The following is an 18134-nucleotide window of genomic DNA, read 5'->3' as shown; positions in this document are numbered from 1 at the left end:
CTTCCCCCATGACAGCAATAATAAGCGATGTATCAAATACAGAAGCGCGCATGCTATCAATACCACGCCTGCCATACCATAAAATTTATGTTACTGATTTTTTTGCCGATCTTTCACGTAAACCAACACGTCTCGGATGAGATAAAAGATTTAGGGCTGAATTAAAAAGATTGAGTTCAGGCCAATTCCCCTTTGACCAAGGGGACAAAGCGGACAGCTTCCACCGTTTCAATCTGAAATTCATTGTGACGGCGCTGCACACATTTCAATGTTTGAGCTAGCTCTCCGACCGGCAGAACCAATATCCCACCATCATCTAACTGCTCAAGTAATGCCTGCGGGATCTCTGGTGGTGCCGCTGTCACAATGATCGCATCAAATGGCCCGCGTGATGCCCAGCCTAGCCAGCCATCACCATGGCGGGTAGAGACATTATGCAGATCCAGCTGTTTCAGGCGGCGTTTTGCCTGCCACTGTAACCCTTTGATTCGTTCAACTGAGCAAACATGTTCGACTAAATGCGCCAGAATTGCGGTCTGATAACCCGAACCGGTGCCAATCTCCAATACCCGCGAGGTCGGCGTCAATTGCAACAATTCGGTCATTCGCGCCACCATATAAGGCTGGGAAATAGTTTGACCCGAACCTATTGGTAGAGCTGTATTCTCATACGCTTTATGCGCCAAAGCTTCATCAACAAAACGCTCGCGCGGCACCGCTTCAATCGCCTGTAACAAGCGATCGTCCTGAATACCTTGCTGACGTAACTGCATCAACAATGTTTGCATGCGTTTATTTACCATTCCCCGTCAACCTCATGAATGCTGGCTAACCAGTTTTCAACTACGTCTTGCGCCCCATAGGCGGTTAAATCAACCTGAAGTGGCGTGATAGAGACATAACCTTGCTCAATTGCCGCAAAATCTGTGTCCGGTGCCACATCAAATTTCTCACCCGGAGGGCCAATCCAGTAGAGATCTTGCCCTCGCGGGTCTTGTTGACAAAATACCTGCTCCGCTGGATGGCGGCTACCACAACGTGTTACCCGGATACCTTTAATCTCAGATAAGGGTAAATCAGGTACATTAATATTCAGTATTTTGCCGGTACGCAATGGAATATGTTGTAACGTGCGCAATATGCGGCAAGTGATCGCCGCCGCCGTCTCATAATGCTGATGCCCATTAAGTGAGATAGCCAAGGCAGGAAACCCCAAATGCCGCCCCTCCATCGCGGCCGCGACCGTCCCGGAATAGATAACATCATCACCGAGATTTGCGCCGGCATTGATGCCGGAAACCACAATGTCGGGCCGAGGGCGCATTAATGCATTCACCCCCAGATAGACACAATCGGTTGGCGTACCTTGCTGAACCGCAATATCACCATTGGATAATGTGGTGATGCGCAGTGCGCTATCCAGCGTTAATGCATTGGAAGAGCCACTGCGATTACGATCAGGAGCCACGATTTGTACCTGCGCGAATGTCCGCAATGCGCTGGCGAGCGTTTGGATGCCCGGCGCAGAGATACCATCGTCGTTACTCAGCAATATCCGCAGCATCAGCATTATCCTGATTCATGATTTCGCGCACCACACTGGTGGCAAAGCTGCCGGCGGGTAACCAGAAACGGAGTTCGAGGGTCACATCATCCCACCAGCTCCACGCCATGTTCTGCGGTTGCAGCAGGATTGCCCGACGTGCGCCCTCGACACCTTCGCGCTTTACCAGCGCCAGTAATTCGCTCTGCTCCGCCAAACAGGCCAGTTCGAAAGCCAGTGCCTCGCCCTGAGTGCCCAGCTCACCCTCCCCTGGCAACGGGGCGGTGATATTCAATTCGCCTGCATCGACGCGCTGCTGTAGCGCGGTCAATTCATCAATGGCGGCAACAAACCAACTGCCGCGACCGGAAAGCTGCAATGCATCGCCCTCCAGCACTGTCGTGGCCTGCTGTTGTGCCAAACGGATGCTGCTAATCAGATTGAACATTGCGCTACGACTGGCTGACAGATAAAAGCTACGCTTACTGCGCTCTTTGACCCGGATTTGGTTGTTCGCCCACAAACGCGCCTGCACCAGATTATTGCCACCACGGCCAAACCGCTGGCTGCCAAAATAGTTCGGCACGCCATGCTCCGCAATTTGCTGCAACCGCTGCTCGACATCCTGATTATCGGTAATGTGGCGCAATACCAGGGTAAAAGCGTTGCCCTTCAGTGAACCAATGCGCAGTTTTCTTTTTTGGCGCACCGACTCCAGTACTTCGCACCCTTCCAGTTCAAAGGTGGAGAGATCCGGGGCCTCTTTACCCGGCAGGTGCAGACAGAACCACTGTTCGGTAACGGCGTGGCGATCTTTCAAGCCGGCGTAGCTCACCAGGCGGGGATGTATCTTGGCAAAACGCGACAGATAGTCAGCGACAAATTGAGTATTACAACCGTTTTTGCGGATACGAACCAACAGATGCTCGCCTTCGCCATCTGGCTCAAAACCCAAATCCTCGATCACTACAAAATCTTCCGGATTAGCTTTTAGAATGCCACTCGCTTTGGGTTTGCCGTGCAGCCAGGTGAGATTTTCCATGTCCATGTTTTATGCCTTAACCAGCAGAGCTACCGCTTCACAAGCAATACCTTCGCCACGCCCCGTGAAACCAAGCTGTTCCGTGGTGGTAGCTTTGACGTTGATATCATCCATATGACATTGTAGGTCTTCCGCCAAATGAACGCGCATCTGCGGGATATGGGGGGCCATTTTAGGCGCTTGGGCAATAATGGTAATGTCCAGATTCCCCAACTTATACCCTTTAGCCAGAATACGGCGGTAAGCTTCGCGCAGTAAACCACGGCTATCGGCCCCTTTAAATGCCGGATCAGTGTCGGGAAATAACTTGCCGATATCACCTAAAGCAGCAGCGCCTAACAAGGCATCGGTGGCCGCGTGCAGTGCCACATCACCATCGGAGTGTGCCACCAGCCCCTTTTCGTAGGGGATGCGTACACCGCCAATAATCAGGGGACCACTGCCATTCTCACCAAATTTATGAACATCGAAACCGTGACCGATCCGCATTAGTGCTTCTCCATATGATGTAACCGGGTTAAGTAAAACTCTGCCAGCGCCAGATCCTCTGGACGCGTCACTTTGATATTGTCCGAACGGCCAGAAACTAATATCGGATGATAGCCGCAGTGCTCTAATGCAGAAGCTTCATCGGTGACCACCGCCCCCTCTTTCAAGGCGCGGGATAGACACAATTTTAATAACTCAAGCGGAAAAAGTTGAGGTGTCAAAGCATGCCACAGTGCTTGACGATCAACAGTGTGGGCAATGGCTTGAACCCCTGCCTCACTGCGTTTCATGGTGTCACGCACGGGTGCTGCCAGAATACCGCCCACTTTGCTATGCCCAATAATCGACAGCAATTGATCAAGATCGTCACGGTGCAAGCAAGGGCGCGCCGCATCATGGACCAAAACCCACTCCGCCTGCCCGGCACATTGTAAACCAGCCATCACCGAGTCGGCCCGCTGTTCACCCCCGTGAACAATATGAATGCGGGGGTCCTGCGCGATAGGTAACTTGGTAAATTGCGTGTCCTGCGGATGTATGACGACGATAATCTGCTGAATTTGCGGGTGATCAAGCAAAGAAAAAATTGCGTGCTCAATGATTGTCTTACCGCCCGCAGTTAAATACTGTTTAGGGCAATCAGCCTGCATACGGCTGCCAATACCCGCAGCCGGTATTACAGCAATGACTTCAGGAAGGGAAACTGCAAAATTACTCATTATTATTGCGCGTTATTTTGCGTCGAAGGGGTACTCGCATTGCGTCTGGATTGGTCAGGAACCAGACGATAGAAACTTTCGCCGGGTTTAATCATACCCAGTTCGTTACGTGCGCGCTCTTCGATCGCCTCTTGACCACCGTTTAAATCATCAATTTCAGCAAATAGCTGGTCGTTCCGGGCTTTAAGTTTGCCGTTGTTGGTCTCTTGAAGAGCCACGTCATCCTTAACCCGAACAAAATCATGAACACCATTCTTGCCCAACCACAGTGAATACTGGAGCCAGCCAAGTAAAATCAGCAAAAGAAGTGTAAGTTTTCCCATTCCCGCCCCCCGAAAACTGCCTAATCATCCCACAACTTTTCGTCGGACTCCACTCTGTGACGGAAATAGGCCATAACACCCAGATTAAGGGCGATTTCCAGCCCAATAACAGCACTACTTTTCGCGAATTTCACTTAATAAATGTGATTGACCTTATTTTCGCCGAATCCTCGCATAACAAATGAGCAACATACGTACTTTTGTTTGTGGTTATACGCGGTAAATCAAGAGTAATAAAAAGAGAAATAAACCACCAAATGGATTAATGCGCAGGTTAATACCTTTTATCTCCAATAAATGGGATTTTTGTAAGTTAGAACGAAAAAACACAAAGAAATAAGGATATTTTCTGTTCACTATATTAAACAAATGTTCTACTATTTTACTCAATCCGACAGGATAATTCTGAATTTTAGGTGTTCGGTAAACACTGTCAAAGAGGCCGACTCTTCTTTTGCCGGGGGCAAAACCCATGGAAAAACAAACAATTCCGCCAGATAATGAATTGTTAACTGAAATTGCAGTGTCTTATTACCAAGATGAAATGACGCAGGAAGAGATTGCACATAAGTTTGGTATTTCAAGGATCAAGGTCGGGCGGCTGCTTAAGCGGGCAAAAGCCGAGGGCATTGTTGAGATTACAGTACGTTATCATCCGGTGTTTAGCACCCGCCTCGAACAGCAGTTGATTGAGCATTTTGGCCTGAAACGGGCATTGATCGCGCTGGATTATCAAGATGAAGATGAGCAGCGGCGTCAGGTTGCCTCGCTGGTTTCCGGCTATCTGGCAACAAATTTAAAAGACAACACGGTATTAGCGGTTGGACAGGGGCGTAATATCGCCGCCATCGCCGATCACGTTAGCATCGTGCCGGAAAGGCAGTGTAAGTTCATCTGCGGCATTGGCGGAACACATCGCCCCGGTGATGCAATTAATGCCGACCATATCAGCCGTCGGCTAGCCAAAAAATTTGGTGGTTCCAGCGAAACCCTTTACGCCCCCGCGTATGTGGAAAATCGTGCGTTAAAAGAAGCTTTTATGCAAAATGGCACCATCAAAGAGACCCTCGATCGCGCCAGAAAAGCGGATATCGCCCTGGTCGGTATTGGTGATATGAATGAAAACAGCTATATGGTGAAACTGGGCTGGTTCACGCCGCAGGAGATTGTTGATGCCAGTATGCATCAAGGTGTGACCGGTGAGATCGCCGGATACGATTTCTTTGACGCCCAGGGCCTGCCGGCGAATACCGTTATGAACGATCGGGTTATCGGCATCAGTACTCAAGAGTTGCGCCAGATACCTTGCGTGATAGCTATCGCCTCCGAAAGCACCAAAGCATTGGCTATTTTGGGTGCTTTGCGCACCGGTGCGATTGATATTATTGCCACCAGCGCATCAAATGCGCGGACAATTTTGAAGATGATCCAGCAACAACCTTAAGCTGGCTTTTACTGCTGGCGACAATACGGCGGTCAGCGTCCCGGCTAACCGCCGCCTAGCGGTTGACTAGACCAAACGCTGCTCTACCGAATCAGCCAATTGACTCAATATTAAGCAACATGATGTTGCCCCCGCGTCTAAAACACCGCGAGAACGCTCACCCAAACGGCTGGCCCGGCCAATTCTGGCGACTAAATCAATGGTGGAGTCGCGCCCTGCATGGGCCGCATTTTTCATCAGGTGGAGTGACTCAACGAAGGACTTATTCTGCTGTTGCGCCAGTTCGAATGCTTCGACCGTGGGGATCAGCGTATCCATAATGCATTTATCACCCACACCGGCATCGCTAATATCCTGTAAGCTGGAAAGTCCGCCTCTCAACATGGTGCCAAATGCCGTGGCATCAATGTTATCGCAGTTGCGGATACTATCCGCCATGCCCATAAAAATGCTGCCATAAAGCGGCCCCATCGAACCACCAATTCCCTCCATCAGGGAGTCAGACAGTACATCCAGCGCCTCGGACACCGTCAGATCCTTACCTTTGATACTGTCGGCACAAATATTGAATCCTTTCGCCATATTGATGCCATGGTCGCCATCGCCAATCGCGCCGTCGATCTCACTGAGATAGTCGCGATTGGCGATAATAGTCTCCACCAACTCCTCAACAATCGGCGTGCCATCTTGGTTACAAAATACGCTCATCATCCCTTACTCCACCTGCGTTAAGCCTAATGAATGAGTCGGCACATCAATTAGCGCCTTTAATTCATCATCCAATTTCATCAATGTCAGCGTGACACCCATCATGTCCAGCGAGGTAAAATAGTTACCAATATAGGGGCGGTATATATTTATCCCTTTATTTTTCAATAAGCTGACAACTTCAGCATAATAAATATACAGTTCAAGGGTCGGCGTGGCCCCTAAACCGGAGATCAAAATCGCCACATCATCACCATCGACAAAAGGCACATCATCCACCACGATATCCACCATGGTTTGAGCAATCTGAGCCGCAGATTGTAATGGCTCCACCCGAATCCCCGGCTCGCCATGATGACCAATACCCACTTCCATCATGCTATCTTCAATATGGAAGTTAGGTTTACCTACCGCCGGAATGGTGCAAGAGGTTAAACCCACCCCCACCGAGCGGCAGTTATCTATGGCTTTTTGCGCCACATCAATGACGGCATCTAACTCATAGTGTTGAGCCGCAGCCGCAGCGCCCACCTTCCACATGAAAATTTCACCGGCCACCCCACGGCGTTTCTCTTTTTCTGTCGCAGGAGCGGAGGCCACATCATCATTGGCGACGACAGTTCTGACTTTGATGCCCAGCGCTTGCGCTTTTTTGACCGCCATTTTGACGTTCATATTGTCACCGGCATAGTTGCCATACAGACAAGCAACACCAGCCCCTCCGTCAGCCGCTTTAATGGCGGCTAAAAATGCGCCAGCCGCCGGTGAGGAGAAAATCTCCCCGATAGCGACTGCATCCAGCATATTTTTACCAATGTAACCTAAAAATGCCGGCTCATGGCCAGAGCCGCCCCCAGTCACCACACCGACCTTTCCTTTATAGGGGGCCTCGGGGTGCTTCAACACTTTCTCATGATCCGTTTTAGCGAAAAAATGTGGGTAAGCCGCCAGATACCCCTTGATGGCATCCTCAACAACGTGGTCGGGATCGTTAATAATTCGGTTCATGACAATCTCCTCGCAACAGAAAATAGATAGCGGACTACTGGATGGTATAGCCGCCATCAATCACCAAATTTGCCCCGGTGATCATGTTAGCAGCGTCACTGGACAGGAATAGCGCGCAGGCAGCGACCTCGACCGGGTAAGCAAAACGACGAGCGGGAATTTTCAGTTTCATCTCTTCCGCCACCTCTCCTGACCATGCCTTTTTGCCCAATTCAGTTAATACCACGGTGGGTGAGATCGCATTAACTTGTATCCCGAGCGGCCCCCACTCGAGCGCCAGCACTTTCGTCATGCCGATCACCCCGGCTTTACTGGTGCAATAGGCCAAGTGATTGGGTAGCGCCACGATCCCCGCTTGCGATGCCAAATTAACGATCTTGCCATGGCCCTGGGCAATAAAATGCTGCCCCACTTCCTGGCTCATGAGGAAAACCCCTTTCAGATTGACATTAATTGTCCGGTCCCAATCTTGCTCCGTGGTCTTTTCCGCCGGATTCAGCGCCACAATTCCGGCACAGTTGACTAAAATATCCAGTCGGTTAAAGGTATTGATCGCCTCGGCTACCGCTATTTTGACCGATTCGCTATCACTGACATCACAAAACAGTCCGCTCGCGCTATCGGCATTTAGCTGCTTTGCCACCTCAGTGACGCTATCATTACAGTCAATCAAGATAACTTTCGCCCCCTTAGCCAAAAATAGCTCGGCAATGGCGTAGCCAATTCCTGCTGCGCCGCCGGTAATGGCGGCAACTTTACCTTGCAGAGAAAAATCAACATTGAATCTGTTGTATTCAACTTTCATGTTTTAACTCCCTTTCAATGGCTCTCTGGTTATCACGGCTGATCTGCTAGTAAGGTGCTGAGTTACAATGTTTTGTTCACCCTGTAGATCTGCTCGTGCTCCTCCAGTTGCTCATCAGGGCTGTCTGCTGGCAAGGTGACAAACCTCATCAAGATGGCGGCAACCAGGTATAGCCCTGAGAAGAGCCAAATAATGCCTTCGATACCTAAAGGAGCAATAAAGAGAGTGACGATCAGTGGCCCGATGAAGGCACAAAGCCCGGCCCCCAGGTTCAGCACTGACATGGCCGCACCTTTATCATTGGGCGCAAGACTTGGCATAATGGCTGACAGGGGAACAAATCCGGCGAAGCATGCGCCCAGCGCCCCAGCGGCCAGCATTGTGTAGCTGTAGCCTTCAACGCCAAAATTCGTTGGGATGTAATAGAGCAGCAGGATAGAGATGGCGCTGCCCACACAGCCAAACCACATCACGGTATTCGTCCAGCCCCACCGGTCACTGATCACACCGGACAATAAGTTGAAGACAATATTGACTGTCCACATAAAGGCATAGATAGACAACCACTGGTCACGGGTAAAACCAATCTCATCTTGCAGATAGGTCGGCAGGAAAACGATCATGCCGAAAGCAAACGACAGGTTAATGGTGCGCACAAGGCCACCCAGCCCGATTTTGTAATTCTCAAAGGCGATCGACACCCCTTTGAACAGATAAGTGAAGGTTTTAGGTGGCGCATCCGTTGGCGCAGTAATTTTGCTCTCTTTGCTCAACATCAGGCCAATCACCGCCCCGATCAAAACAAACACAATTCCGCTCCACAGCGTGTGGATCTCCCCTAATATCGGCAGCGCAATACTGGCGTAGAACACCCCGAGGACACTTAGCCCGCCGGTAAACACAAACCAGAAAATACCCACCGCCGACCCCAATTTGGCTCTAGGGGCTTCATAGGCAATCCAAACTAAAAAGCCGTATGAGAACAAGGGGTAGCCGAGTCCGCGTAGCGCATAGGTCGGGATCATAATTGACAAGTTATTGCTGGGTAAGCCGAGTGATAAGAACAGTACAGAACCTATCAGGAAAATCACGACACCGGCCGCCATCACCTTTTTAGCGGTAAACATTTCAGCTAATACACCGGACAGCCATGCGGCAATCGCCACGGCAAAGCCGTACACACTGAACATCAGGCCGGACTCTTCAACCGTCAAACCGCGACGAATAATGAAATCAGATAGCCAACTTTGCTCCAGTCCCTCCCCGGCCATAAATATCAGTACACCGATATAACCTAATAATATTTTCTTAGGCAGCCCTATCTTTTTAATCAACATGTTTAACATGGTGCATCACCTGTGATTTGGAAATAATGCGCTGATTACTGGATATTGGGATTGAGGACGACTTTAAGAGAGCCGATGCCTTTGGTGACCATCTCAAAGCCTTCGGCAAATCTCTCCAGCGGTAGGATATGCGTCACCACACCATCGGTTGGCAGGTCACCGTTACAGATGCCCTTGATGACCAGCGGGTAGCAATAAGGCCCCAGATGTGATCCCAACACATCCAGCTCTTTGCGGTCACTGATGATGCTCCAGTCAACCGTCACTGGCTCTTTGAAGACCGAGAACTCCACAAAAGTACCCAACTTGCGTAGTAGCGTTAGTCCCTGCTCTACCGCCTTTTGCGCGCCAGTGGCCTCAATGTAGATATCGCAGCCATAGCCGTCGGTCATCTCTTTAATAATAGAGATCACGTCATCTTTACTGGGGTTAAGCACTAAATCGGCACCAAACTTCTTCGCCAGTGCCAAGCGATCATCGGACAAATCCAAAACAATCAGCTTGCCGGGGCCTGATTTTTTGATAGCCCCCACCATGCCTAGCCCTAATGTCCCTGCGCCAGCCAGCACCACAACATCGCCGAGTTTGATATTGGCGCGCTGCACAGCATGGAAAGAGCACGCGTATGGCTCGATCAGAATTGCTTTTTCCAAGGGAAGATCGTCAGGAACGCGGTAATTAATTGCCTCTTTGGTGAATTTCATATATTCAGCCATTGCGCCATTAACGTTGTGCTGAAAACCGTAGAGATCGTGTTTTTCACACATCCAATACTGCCCACGATTACAGAACCGACACTCCCAACAAGGAACGATCTGTTCCGAGGTCACCCGATCGCCTAACTCAAACCCCTCAACTTCAGCCCCAAGACCCACCACGTGGCCGATAAACTCATGACCGGGGATCATCGGTGCTTTGATATAGGCGGGTTGCGTCTTATCACCCCAAAAACTGGGCGCGCCGCCAAAAGCTTTTGTATCACCAGCACAGATACCGCAGGCTTCAACCTTAACTAAAATCTCTTTCGCATCAATTGTCGGTACCGAAACTATCTCAAGCCGATAATCCCCTGGCCCATAGGCAACAACTGCACGCATATTTTTAGGAATATTTTCCAGCATCTGAGCATCTTTAGAACATTCGTTATACATAATTGACTCCTTCGACAATTCTTCTTTGTCATAAATTTAAGTTCGCCATAACACGAGATGAACATAAGATCTTTAAATGTACTATTGAACAGTACGATTAAGCACCAGATTTACGCTATTAAAAAATACTCAGGCTGTGAGGGAGATCATAAATAAAAGCAAAATGGCAATAGCCCCTATTTTAGTGGGAGATTAGTGGGCTAAGAGAAAGGCGATAGGAGATCCAAACGACATCAAGATTCGCTTAAAATGAACATAAGTTTATTGACTGATCAAATGAAAGGAGTAAATATAATAAACATATGAACACATTAATAACTTTTGTTAATGACATTATGTTGTGTTCTTGAGGCCGAAATGCCCAGTAATCAGCTCGCTAATAATGTGTGGCGGCAATAAAAGTGGTTAATCGGATTACCGTTCAATTTGTTAAGGGGTGAAATATGTTATCTATTGCCATCGGCTGTGATGATGCGGCTATTGATATGAAAAATCAGATTCTTGCCTTTCTGCAAAACAAAAACATAACTGTTGTCGATTACAGTTGCGACCAACAACGCGAACCCACCATCTACCCCGATATCGCCGTTCAGGTTGCTCAAGCCATTAAGGATGGCAAGCATGAACGCGGAATTTTGATCTGTGGAACCGGCATTGGTATGAGCATCACGGCCAATAAAGTGCTGGGCATTCGTGCCGCACAGTGCCATGACCCCTTCTCAGCCCAGCGGGCCAGAAAAAGCAATAATGCACAGATCATCTGTCTGGGCGCGCGGGTGATTGGTGTTGAGTTAGCCAAAACCTTGGTCGATACCTGGCTTGAGTGTGATTTCGATGGCGGCAGCTCAACTGAAAAAGTGGAACGCATCAGCTATTACGAGCAGCGACAAAATCTCTGAGAAATGCCGCTGCCATTCATCAAGCTGGCGGCAACAGGGAAGGAATACGATAACGATAGTGGAAAATCATTGCGGGCTGTTAGCGTATTACACCTTAGTAGCCCGCGGATTCAGCGCTCACCAGCCAGTGAGAAATGAGAACAGCATCCAGAATAAGCACAATACTGCAATCCCGGCGCCCCCGATGGTTACCAGCAGATTACCGCGCGATAACACACTGAGTACAATGCCAATTAATACTGAAACCGGCATCAGCGCCAAGAAAAACGGCCAGGTGTACAGCAGAAAGAAGACGGTATTGGGGCCGTAGACAAAGAAGGGGATCGCAAACGCCAGCCAATAAAAAACAAAACCAGTGACGCCACCGAGAAAGGAGTATGAAGGTTCATCCCGCTCCCGCTGTTCGTCGATCATCATTTGGGTGACATTCTGCATAGAAATCCTGTAGGTACAATTTACCGGCACGTTCTGAGGACGTTTTGCCAGTTTAGTCATTACATCCTAAGCCATTGACGTTACAGGTCGGCAGCAAGCAACAGTCCCGAGACGCTAACTTAAGTCAGTGACTCGGGTGAGTGTAGCGAGCGAACAACCCAGTAACGGCAGGGGTGAAGGATATACGTTTAGGATTTGATAATAGCGCGACCACGCAGTACGTCTAACAATTGTTCAATCAAATTTGTTACTAATTGTTCACCCTGCAAATGAATATCTGCGTGCTCAGGTGATTCGTAAATAGAGTCGATGCCGGTGAAGTTTTTCAGCTCGCCAGCACGGGCTTTTTTGTATAAACCTTTAGGATCGCGAGCCTCACAAATCGCCAACGGCGTATCAACAAAAACCTCGATAAACTGGCCTGACGCCAACATATCTCGCACCATTTGCCGCTCGGCACGATGAGGCGAAATAAATGCCGTCAGCACCACCAAACCGGCGTCCACCATCAGTTTAGCCATTTCGCCGACCCGCCTGATATTCTCGCGCCGATCATCATCCGAGAAACCCAAGTCACGGCACAAGCCATGGCGCACATTGTCACCATCCAGCAAGTAAGTGCTAACACCGCGGGCGAACAGCGCCTGTTCCAGCGCGCCGGCCACCGTGGATTTTCCTGAGCCGGACAACCCGGTAAACCAGAGCACTACGCCCTGATGCCCATGCTGCTGCTCACGATCCTGCCGAGTCACCGCATGGGGGTGCCAGACGATATTCTCATCGGCTGGCGTCACTTGATCGACCGGCACGCTATTTCCCCCCCAACAGATCGCGCGCACCCCAATGTGGGAAGTGGCGACGAACCAGCGCATTCAGCTCCAGCTCAAAGGCACTGAAGGCGGTGCTTTCCTGATAAACCGACGCCACTGTTTCACGAATTAAACCCGCGCCGACCGTGACATTACTCAGCCGATCAATAAAGATCATGCCGCCGGTATCACGATTGCGTTGATAGCTGTCCAGCACCAGCGGCTCATCGAACGCCAGTTCAACTAAGCCGATGCCATTGAGCGGCAGACTCTCCACCACCCGCTGAGTTAGCGAATTGATCTCGACCTGATATTGGATATTTTCAACCCGTGCACGGCTCTTTTTACCCGCCACTTTGATGTCATAACTTTGCCCAACCACCAGCGGTTGCTCCGCCATCCAGACAATATCCACCAGCGCATTCTGCGCAGCTTTTAGGGTTTCACCGGCATCTACCAGTAAATCTCCACGGCTGATATCGACTTCATCGGTCAGCACCAGCGTGATGGCTTCACCGGGGACGGCCTGGGCCAAATCGCCATCAAAAGTGACGATACGTGCCACCGTCGACTCCACACCAGAGGGCAGCACTTTCACTTTTTGCCCAACCCGCACAATGCCCGCCGACAAGGTGCCGGCATAGCCACGGAAATCCAGATTGGGCCGATTAACGTACTGCACCGGGAAGCGCAATGGCTGTTGGCGGCTGGAGTTCACCACATCGACACTTTCCAGCACTTCAAGTAGCGTCGGGCCGGAATACCACTTCATTCTCTCGCCAGGTGAGGCCACATTGTCGCCATCTAGCGCCGAGAGCGGGACAAACTTAATATCCAGATCTGTCGGCAACTGCTCGGCAAAACTCAGGTAATCCTCTTTAAATTGCTCGAAGACACTCTCCTGATAATCCACCAGATCCATCTTGTTCACCGCCACCACCAGATGGCGAATACCCAGTAAGGTGGCAATAAAGCTGTGGCGACGGGTTTGATCCAGCACCCCTTTGCGGGCATCAATCAATAAAATCGCCAGATCACAAGTCGAGGCCCCGGTGGCCATATTGCGGGTGTACTGCTCATGGCCCGGAGTGTCCGCAATGATAAATTTGCGCTGTTCAGTTGAGAAGTAACGATAAGCTACATCAATAGTAATGCCCTGCTCGCGCTCGGCCTGTAAACCATCCACCAGTAGCGCCAGATCCAGTTTTTCGCCCTGCGTACCAATGCGCTTGCTATCAGTATGCAGCGTAGTTAGCTGATCTTCGTAGATTTGGCGGGTATCGTGCAGCAAACGCCCAATCAGGGTGCTTTTGCCGTCGTCGACACTGCCGCAGGTCAAAAAGCGCAGCATGGTCTTATGCTGCTGTGCATGCAGGTAAGCTTCGACCCCGCCCTCGTTGGCGATTTGCTCGGCAATAGAGCTGCTTTGTAAAATCATCGACCTGTTTTCTGGCGCTGATTTTTCAGGCGCTGATTGTTGGGCTGCAACAGGTTGATGTTGTAATTTGGTGTTCATCGTGCGCTCCTCAGAAATATCCCTGACGCTTTTTAAGCTCCATGGAGCCGGATTGATCGCGGTCGATCATTCGACCCTGGCGTTCACTGGTGGTCGAGATAAGCATCTCTTCGATGATGGCGGGCAAGGTTTCTGCCTCAGACTCCACCGCACCGGTAAGTGGCCAGCAACCCAATGTGCGAAAACGCACCATCTTCTGAGTAATGACCTCACCCGGCTGTAAATCGATGCGATCATCATCCACCATCAGCAACATACCATCACGTTCCAGCACTGGCCGTGGCTTCGCCAGATAGAGCGGCACAATGTCGATTTTTTCCAGGAAGATATATTGCCAGATATCCAGCTCAGTCCAGTTGGAGAGCGGGAAGACGCGGATACTTTCGCCTTTGTTAATCTGGCCGTTGTAGTTGTGCCACAACTCAGGGCGCTGATTTTTCGGGTCCCAGCGGTGGAAGCGGTCACGGAAAGAGTAAATTCGCTCTTTAGCACGTGATTTCTCTTCGTCACGCCGCGCGCCACCGAAAGCCGCATCAAAACCATATTTGTTCAGTGCCTGTTTGAGGCCCTCGGTTTTCATGATATCGGTATGTTTGGCACTGCCATGGACAAACGGGTTGATACCCATCGCCACCCCTTCCGGATTGCGATGAACTAGTAATTCACAGCCAAAAGCTTTGGCTGTGCGGTCGCGGAATTGGTACATTTCGCGAAATTTCCAACCAGTATCCACATGCAGTAGCGGGAAGGGCAAGTTACCGGGGAAGAATGCCTTGCGCGCCAGATGCAGCATCACAGAGGAGTCTTTGCCGATGGAGTAGAGCATCACCGGGTTACCGAATTCGGCGGCCACTTCACGGATGATATGGATGCTCTCCGCCTCCAATTGCCGCAAATGAGTGAGTCGTTTTTCGTCCATAACAGATCCTTTATGCCAAATTCACGACTGACGGGCTGATGGCCTGTTCAGTCTGTCGTTGTTGCCCAAACCAGGCGATTTGGTGATGCAAATCCACCACTTCACCGATAACCAGCAGTGCCGGAGTGGGGGCCTGATGCGCTAATGACTCTAGCTGTGCCAATGTGCCGGTGCGAACTTGTTGGTCTGCGCGGGTGCCCCGACTGATGACCGCCACTGGCGTGGTGCTCGCGCGGCCATGAGTGATTAACTGCTGGCTGATCTCAGCCGCTTTCACCGTGCCCATGTAAATCGCCAGGGTCTGACGACCACGGGCCAGTGCTTGCCAATCCAACTCATCGCCATCACTACGGCAATGGCCGGTAATAAAAGTCACGCTCTGTGCATGGTCACGGTGAGTCAGGGGAATACCGGCGTAGGCTGTCGCCCCAGCCGCCGCCGTCACCCCCGGCACCACCTGAAACGCAATACCCGCACGCGCCACTACTTGTAACTCTTCGCCACCACGGCCAAAAATAAAGGGGTCGCCCCCTTTCAGCCGCACCACCCGCTTCCCTTGCTGCGCGAGGGTGACCAGCAATTGATTGGTCTCCTCCTGCGCCACTGAGTGCGCACCCGCCCGCTTGCCAACACAAATTCGTTCAGCATCACGGCGAACCAAATCTAAAACCTCTGGGCTGACTAAATGGTCATACAGCACCACATCAGCCTGCTGAATAACTTGCAGACCGCGTAAGGTCAGCAAACCGGGATCACCGGGGCCGGCTCCCACCAAGGCAACCTCACCGAGGGTACTGCCCTGCCCCTCAAGCGACTGTTGCAGCTCCTCCTCCGCCTGCGCAAATTGACCACGGCTGATCAAGCTGGCAAAACGACCACTAAAGGCGTTCTCCCAAAAGCGGCGTCGTGCGCCCATCGAGTTAATCTGCTGCTTAACGCGACTGCGCCAGCGCCCGGCAACTGCCGCCATCTCAGCCAAACTGGGCGGTAACAGTGCCTCCAGTTTCTCGCGCAATATTCGCGCCAACACTGGGGCCTGACCGGCAGAGGAGATAGCCACCACCAAGGGGGAGCGGTCGACAATCGATGGGAAGATAAATGAGCAGAGAGGTTGATCATCCACCACGTTAGCCAAAATATGCCGTTGATCCGCAGCGGCGAAAACAGCGGCATTCAGTGCGGCATCATTAGTGGCCGCAATCACCAGGAACACCTCATCCAACTGTTCGGGCAAGAAAGCCTTTGCCTGCCAGTGAATGCGCTCATCCTGATGCTGTTTTTCGAGTTCAGATGAGAGCGTCTGAGCCACTACCCGCACTTGAGCACCTGCGCGGTGCAGCAATTCAATTTTTCGCGCAGCAACTTCACCGCCGCCAACCACCAGTACTGGGCGCTGTTTTAAGTCGGCAAAAAGAGGTAGATAATCCACAACGGCCTTCGATTACATGATAAAGCGTAGGGTGACTATAGGTGGGGGGCCTGACCTTATGAAATGACGAAAAGTAATTACAAGTTCCATAATGATATATAGCCACAATAGTATAGCTCACAGCTATGTTAGCCCGTTTTCACGGGAGCTATTTTCGGGCCTATCTTTCTGCAATTTAAGAATCATACAAATTGTTAATTTGTGCAGACAGTTTCATACTAAGCGTCGTGTTATCCATGCCAGCAGGCATGCCCCAGACTATAACAAGGATATTTCGGTATGTTTTCCCGCCGTCGCCTAAAGTGGGCACTATTCACCCTCTGTTTCAGTGCCGCGCTGCCATTGCAGGCCGCCACGACTCAAGCCGCTGGCAACATTGCTGAGCAGCAAACTCGCCACATTAGCACCTACTTCCCCGGCCGAATGGCGGGTAGCCCGGCTGAGTTACTGGCAGCCGAGTATATCAATCATCGCTTTCAACAGATGGGCTACCAAAGCAATATGCGCGGTTTTAATACCCGCTACCTCTATACCAGCAAAAATGGCAAGCAGAGCTGGCGGACACTGAGTGCAACTTCAGTGATTGCGGCGCGCAGCGCAACAGCCACCAACAGTGATGCGGCCAGTAAAGCGGATGAACAGCAGCAGATAGTGATCATGGCGCACTTTGATACTTACACGCCGCAAAGTGATGCCGATTTAGATAAAAACCTTGGTGGCCTGACACTGCAAGGTGTCGATGATAATGCCGCCGGGGTAGGTGTCATGCTGGAACTGGCCGAGCGCCTGAAAACAGTGCCGCTGCGCTATGATTTGCGTTTTGTCGCCCTCAGCGCGGAGGAAATTGGAGCGCAAGGCACCGAGAACTATCTGCAACGGATGAGTAAAACAGAGAGGGCCAACACCTTGTTGGTGATCAATCTGGATAACCTAATTACTGGCGACCGCCTCTATTTTAATGCCAGCAACCAGCCCTCGGCCATTGCCGCCAAAGAGCAGGCACTGAAGCTGGCACGCCGTTATGGCATTACCGCAGCGACCATTAAAAATCAGGTCAACGCCCCGTGTCGGGTAGATAAATCTCTGTTCGCGACTGCCGGATTGCCGCTGCTATCCGTCGAAGCCAGCAACTACAGCTTGGGTAACAAAGATGGCTGCCAGCAACGCGCCATCAACAGCCACTTCCCACAAGGCAGCACTCGTCACCAGAGTCAGTTGGATAACTTAAATTATCTGGATAAATTCTTGCCGGGCCGAATCACTAAACGCACCCATGACACGGTAAAAATATTGCTCCCGCTGATAGAAGAGTTAGCTGGCGCGAAGCAGTAATTTTAGCGCTACGCGCGCTGGCGATAAGGATCGCCGCCAGTTTTTGGCGAAGCTGGCTCGCGAGCGAATTTCTAGCTAATTTTGATACTGGTTCATCGCGACACGGGTTCATCATGACACGGGTTCATCATGATAAAAAATAAGGGCGGACTCTGCGCCCTGAGGTTATTGACAAAGTGCTGGTTGCGGAGAGAACAGCTAGATCGTAAAGACGCCG

At 50.9% G+C, this 18134-nt stretch carries 19 protein-coding genes; 3 read left to right on the top strand and 16 right to left on the bottom strand.

Going from position 1 to position 18134, the window contains the following annotated elements:
• Positions 1 to 176: 176 nt before the first annotated feature.
• From HRK25_RS10230 to ftsB, 6 genes are read right to left on the bottom strand one after another with little or no spacing between them, the layout of a single operon-like run.
• Positions 177 to 803: a protein-L-isoaspartate(D-aspartate) O-methyltransferase gene (locus HRK25_RS10230; RefSeq protein WP_032898888.1), complete on the bottom strand. Its 627-nt coding sequence runs from the start codon at positions 801 to 803 to the stop codon at positions 177 to 179.
• Complete coding sequence (gene surE / locus HRK25_RS10225; RefSeq protein ID WP_032898890.1) at positions 797 to 1564, bottom strand: 5'/3'-nucleotidase SurE; 768 nt, start codon at positions 1562 to 1564, stop codon at positions 797 to 799. Before surE ends, HRK25_RS10230 begins: the two co-directional genes overlap by 7 nt.
• Positions 1542 to 2591, bottom strand: coding sequence for a tRNA pseudouridine(13) synthase TruD (truD, locus tag HRK25_RS10220; protein WP_032898891.1), 1050 nt, complete (start codon positions 2589 to 2591; stop codon positions 1542 to 1544). The genes surE and truD overlap by 23 nt, the downstream gene beginning before the upstream one ends.
• A 3-nt stretch (positions 2592 to 2594) precedes the next feature.
• On the bottom strand, positions 2595 to 3074 hold the full coding sequence (gene ispF / locus HRK25_RS10215; RefSeq protein WP_032898892.1) for a 2-C-methyl-D-erythritol 2,4-cyclodiphosphate synthase: 480 nt from the start codon (positions 3072 to 3074) through the stop codon (positions 2595 to 2597).
• Positions 3074 to 3793 carry a 2-C-methyl-D-erythritol 4-phosphate cytidylyltransferase gene (ispD, locus tag HRK25_RS10210; RefSeq protein WP_005278961.1) on the bottom strand — a complete coding sequence of 240 codons (720 nt, stop codon included), beginning with the start codon at positions 3791 to 3793 and terminating at the stop codon, positions 3074 to 3076. The genes ispF and ispD overlap by 1 nt, the downstream gene beginning before the upstream one ends.
• 2 nt (positions 3794 to 3795) lie before the next feature.
• On the bottom strand, positions 3796 to 4116 hold the full coding sequence (ftsB, locus tag HRK25_RS10205; RefSeq protein ID WP_032898894.1) for a cell division protein FtsB: 321 nt from the start codon (positions 4114 to 4116) through the stop codon (positions 3796 to 3798).
• 472 nt (positions 4117 to 4588) lie between these two features.
• Between ftsB and HRK25_RS10200 the strand changes: the two genes are divergently transcribed.
• A complete protein-coding gene (locus HRK25_RS10200; protein ID WP_005278968.1) occupies positions 4589 to 5560 on the top strand; it encodes a sugar-binding transcriptional regulator in 972 nt (323 codons plus the stop codon).
• Between the two features lie 66 nt (positions 5561 to 5626).
• Here the strand turns inward: HRK25_RS10200 and dhaL are convergent, their stop codons facing one another.
• The 5 genes from dhaL to HRK25_RS10175 all read right to left on the bottom strand — a co-directional run bounded on the left by dhaL (position 5627) and on the right by HRK25_RS10175 (position 10578).
• Positions 5627 to 6271: a dihydroxyacetone kinase subunit DhaL gene (gene dhaL / locus HRK25_RS10195; protein ID WP_005278970.1), complete on the bottom strand. Its 645-nt coding sequence runs from the start codon at positions 6269 to 6271 to the stop codon at positions 5627 to 5629.
• A 3-nt stretch (positions 6272 to 6274) separates the two neighbouring features.
• Positions 6275 to 7276, bottom strand: coding sequence for a dihydroxyacetone kinase subunit DhaK (locus tag HRK25_RS10190; RefSeq protein WP_005278973.1), 1002 nt, complete (start codon positions 7274 to 7276; stop codon positions 6275 to 6277).
• Positions 7277 to 7310: 34 nt separating this feature from the next.
• Positions 7311 to 8081, bottom strand: a complete 771-nt coding sequence (locus tag HRK25_RS10185) for an SDR family oxidoreductase (RefSeq protein WP_005278976.1) — start codon at positions 8079 to 8081, stop codon at positions 7311 to 7313.
• A 62-nt stretch (positions 8082 to 8143) separates the two neighbouring features.
• Positions 8144 to 9427, bottom strand: coding sequence for an MFS transporter (locus tag HRK25_RS10180; RefSeq protein WP_032898896.1), 1284 nt, complete (start codon positions 9425 to 9427; stop codon positions 8144 to 8146).
• 35 nt (positions 9428 to 9462) lie between these two features.
• Positions 9463 to 10578, bottom strand: a complete 1116-nt coding sequence (locus tag HRK25_RS10175) for an erythritol/L-threitol dehydrogenase (protein WP_005278980.1) — start codon at positions 10576 to 10578, stop codon at positions 9463 to 9465.
• Between the two features lie 443 nt (positions 10579 to 11021).
• On the opposite strand from HRK25_RS10175, the gene rpiB reads away from it, so the two are divergent.
• The gene (gene rpiB / locus HRK25_RS10170; protein WP_005278982.1) at positions 11022 to 11477 is read left to right on the top strand and encodes a ribose 5-phosphate isomerase B; all 456 of its coding nucleotides are present in this window, start codon (positions 11022 to 11024) and stop codon (positions 11475 to 11477) included.
• Positions 11478 to 11594: 117 nt separating this feature from the next.
• Here rpiB and HRK25_RS10165 read toward each other — a convergent pair whose 3' ends face one another.
• The 5 genes from HRK25_RS10165 to cysG all read right to left on the bottom strand — a co-directional run bounded on the left by HRK25_RS10165 (position 11595) and on the right by cysG (position 16585).
• Positions 11595 to 11912, bottom strand: a complete 318-nt coding sequence (locus tag HRK25_RS10165) for a DUF3561 family protein (RefSeq protein ID WP_005278984.1) — start codon at positions 11910 to 11912, stop codon at positions 11595 to 11597.
• A gap of 188 nt (positions 11913 to 12100) precedes the next feature.
• Complete coding sequence (cysC, locus tag HRK25_RS10160; RefSeq protein ID WP_161598538.1) at positions 12101 to 12784, bottom strand: adenylyl-sulfate kinase; 684 nt, start codon at positions 12782 to 12784, stop codon at positions 12101 to 12103.
• On the bottom strand, positions 12723 to 14159 hold the full coding sequence (gene cysN / locus HRK25_RS10155; RefSeq protein WP_032898898.1) for a sulfate adenylyltransferase subunit CysN: 1437 nt from the start codon (positions 14157 to 14159) through the stop codon (positions 12723 to 12725). Before cysN ends, cysC begins: the two co-directional genes overlap by 62 nt.
• A gap of 88 nt (positions 14160 to 14247) precedes the next feature.
• Positions 14248 to 15156, bottom strand: a complete 909-nt coding sequence (gene cysD, locus HRK25_RS10150) for a sulfate adenylyltransferase subunit CysD (protein ID WP_005278991.1) — start codon at positions 15154 to 15156, stop codon at positions 14248 to 14250.
• 10 nt (positions 15157 to 15166) lie between these two features.
• Entirely contained in the window at positions 15167 to 16585 is a 1419-nt protein-coding gene (cysG, locus tag HRK25_RS10145; RefSeq protein WP_005278994.1) for a siroheme synthase CysG, read from the bottom strand.
• Positions 16586 to 16864: 279 nt separating this feature from the next.
• On the opposite strand from cysG, the gene HRK25_RS10140 reads away from it, so the two are divergent.
• Entirely contained in the window at positions 16865 to 17917 is a 1053-nt protein-coding gene (locus tag HRK25_RS10140; RefSeq protein ID WP_005278997.1) for an aminopeptidase, read from the top strand.
• Positions 17918 to 18134 lie beyond the last annotated feature (217 nt).

This window comes from Yersinia bercovieri ATCC 43970, from assembly GCF_013282745.1.
In the GTDB taxonomy this organism is placed as follows: domain Bacteria; phylum Pseudomonadota; class Gammaproteobacteria; order Enterobacterales; family Enterobacteriaceae; genus Yersinia; species Yersinia bercovieri.
Note: the sequence above shows the minus strand (reverse complement) of the source record. Positions and strands in the feature narration are given on the sequence as shown.

What these genes read in the sequence shown, in the direction of transcription:
- HRK25_RS10230 (WP_032898888.1), bottom strand. Translation starts at nt 803, where the DNA reads ATGGTAAATAAACGCATGCAAACATTGTTGATGCAGTTACGTCAGCAA.
- surE (WP_032898890.1), bottom strand. Translation starts at nt 1,564, where the DNA reads ATGCTGCGGATATTGCTGAGTAACGACGATGGTATCTCTGCGCCGGGC.
- truD (WP_032898891.1), bottom strand. Translation starts at nt 2,591, where the DNA reads ATGGACATGGAAAATCTCACCTGGCTGCACGGCAAACCCAAAGCGAGT.
- ispF (WP_032898892.1), bottom strand. Translation starts at nt 3,074, where the DNA reads ATGCGGATCGGTCACGGTTTCGATGTTCATAAATTTGGTGAGAATGGC.
- ispD (WP_005278961.1), bottom strand. Translation starts at nt 3,793, where the DNA reads ATGAGTAATTTTGCAGTTTCCCTTCCTGAAGTCATTGCTGTAATACCG.
- ftsB (WP_032898894.1), bottom strand. Translation starts at nt 4,116, where the DNA reads ATGGGAAAACTTACACTTCTTTTGCTGATTTTACTTGGCTGGCTCCAG.
- HRK25_RS10200 (WP_005278968.1), top strand. Translation starts at nt 4,589, where the DNA reads ATGGAAAAACAAACAATTCCGCCAGATAATGAATTGTTAACTGAAATT.
- dhaL (WP_005278970.1), bottom strand. Translation starts at nt 6,271, where the DNA reads ATGATGAGCGTATTTTGTAACCAAGATGGCACGCCGATTGTTGAGGAG.
- HRK25_RS10190 (WP_005278973.1), bottom strand. Translation starts at nt 7,276, where the DNA reads ATGAACCGAATTATTAACGATCCCGACCACGTTGTTGAGGATGCCATC.
- HRK25_RS10185 (WP_005278976.1), bottom strand. Translation starts at nt 8,081, where the DNA reads ATGAAAGTTGAATACAACAGATTCAATGTTGATTTTTCTCTGCAAGGT.
- HRK25_RS10180 (WP_032898896.1), bottom strand. Translation starts at nt 9,427, where the DNA reads ATGTTAAACATGTTGATTAAAAAGATAGGGCTGCCTAAGAAAATATTA.
- HRK25_RS10175 (WP_005278980.1), bottom strand. Translation starts at nt 10,578, where the DNA reads ATGTATAACGAATGTTCTAAAGATGCTCAGATGCTGGAAAATATTCCT.
- rpiB (WP_005278982.1), top strand. Translation starts at nt 11,022, where the DNA reads ATGTTATCTATTGCCATCGGCTGTGATGATGCGGCTATTGATATGAAA.
- HRK25_RS10165 (WP_005278984.1), bottom strand. Translation starts at nt 11,912, where the DNA reads ATGCAGAATGTCACCCAAATGATGATCGACGAACAGCGGGAGCGGGAT.
- cysC (WP_161598538.1), bottom strand. Translation starts at nt 12,784, where the DNA reads ATGCGCTGGTTCGTCGCCACTTCCCACATTGGGGTGCGCGCGATCTGT.
- cysN (WP_032898898.1), bottom strand. Translation starts at nt 14,159, where the DNA reads ATGATTTTACAAAGCAGCTCTATTGCCGAGCAAATCGCCAACGAGGGC.
- cysD (WP_005278991.1), bottom strand. Translation starts at nt 15,156, where the DNA reads ATGGACGAAAAACGACTCACTCATTTGCGGCAATTGGAGGCGGAGAGC.
- HRK25_RS10140 (WP_005278997.1), top strand. Translation starts at nt 16,865, where the DNA reads ATGTTTTCCCGCCGTCGCCTAAAGTGGGCACTATTCACCCTCTGTTTC.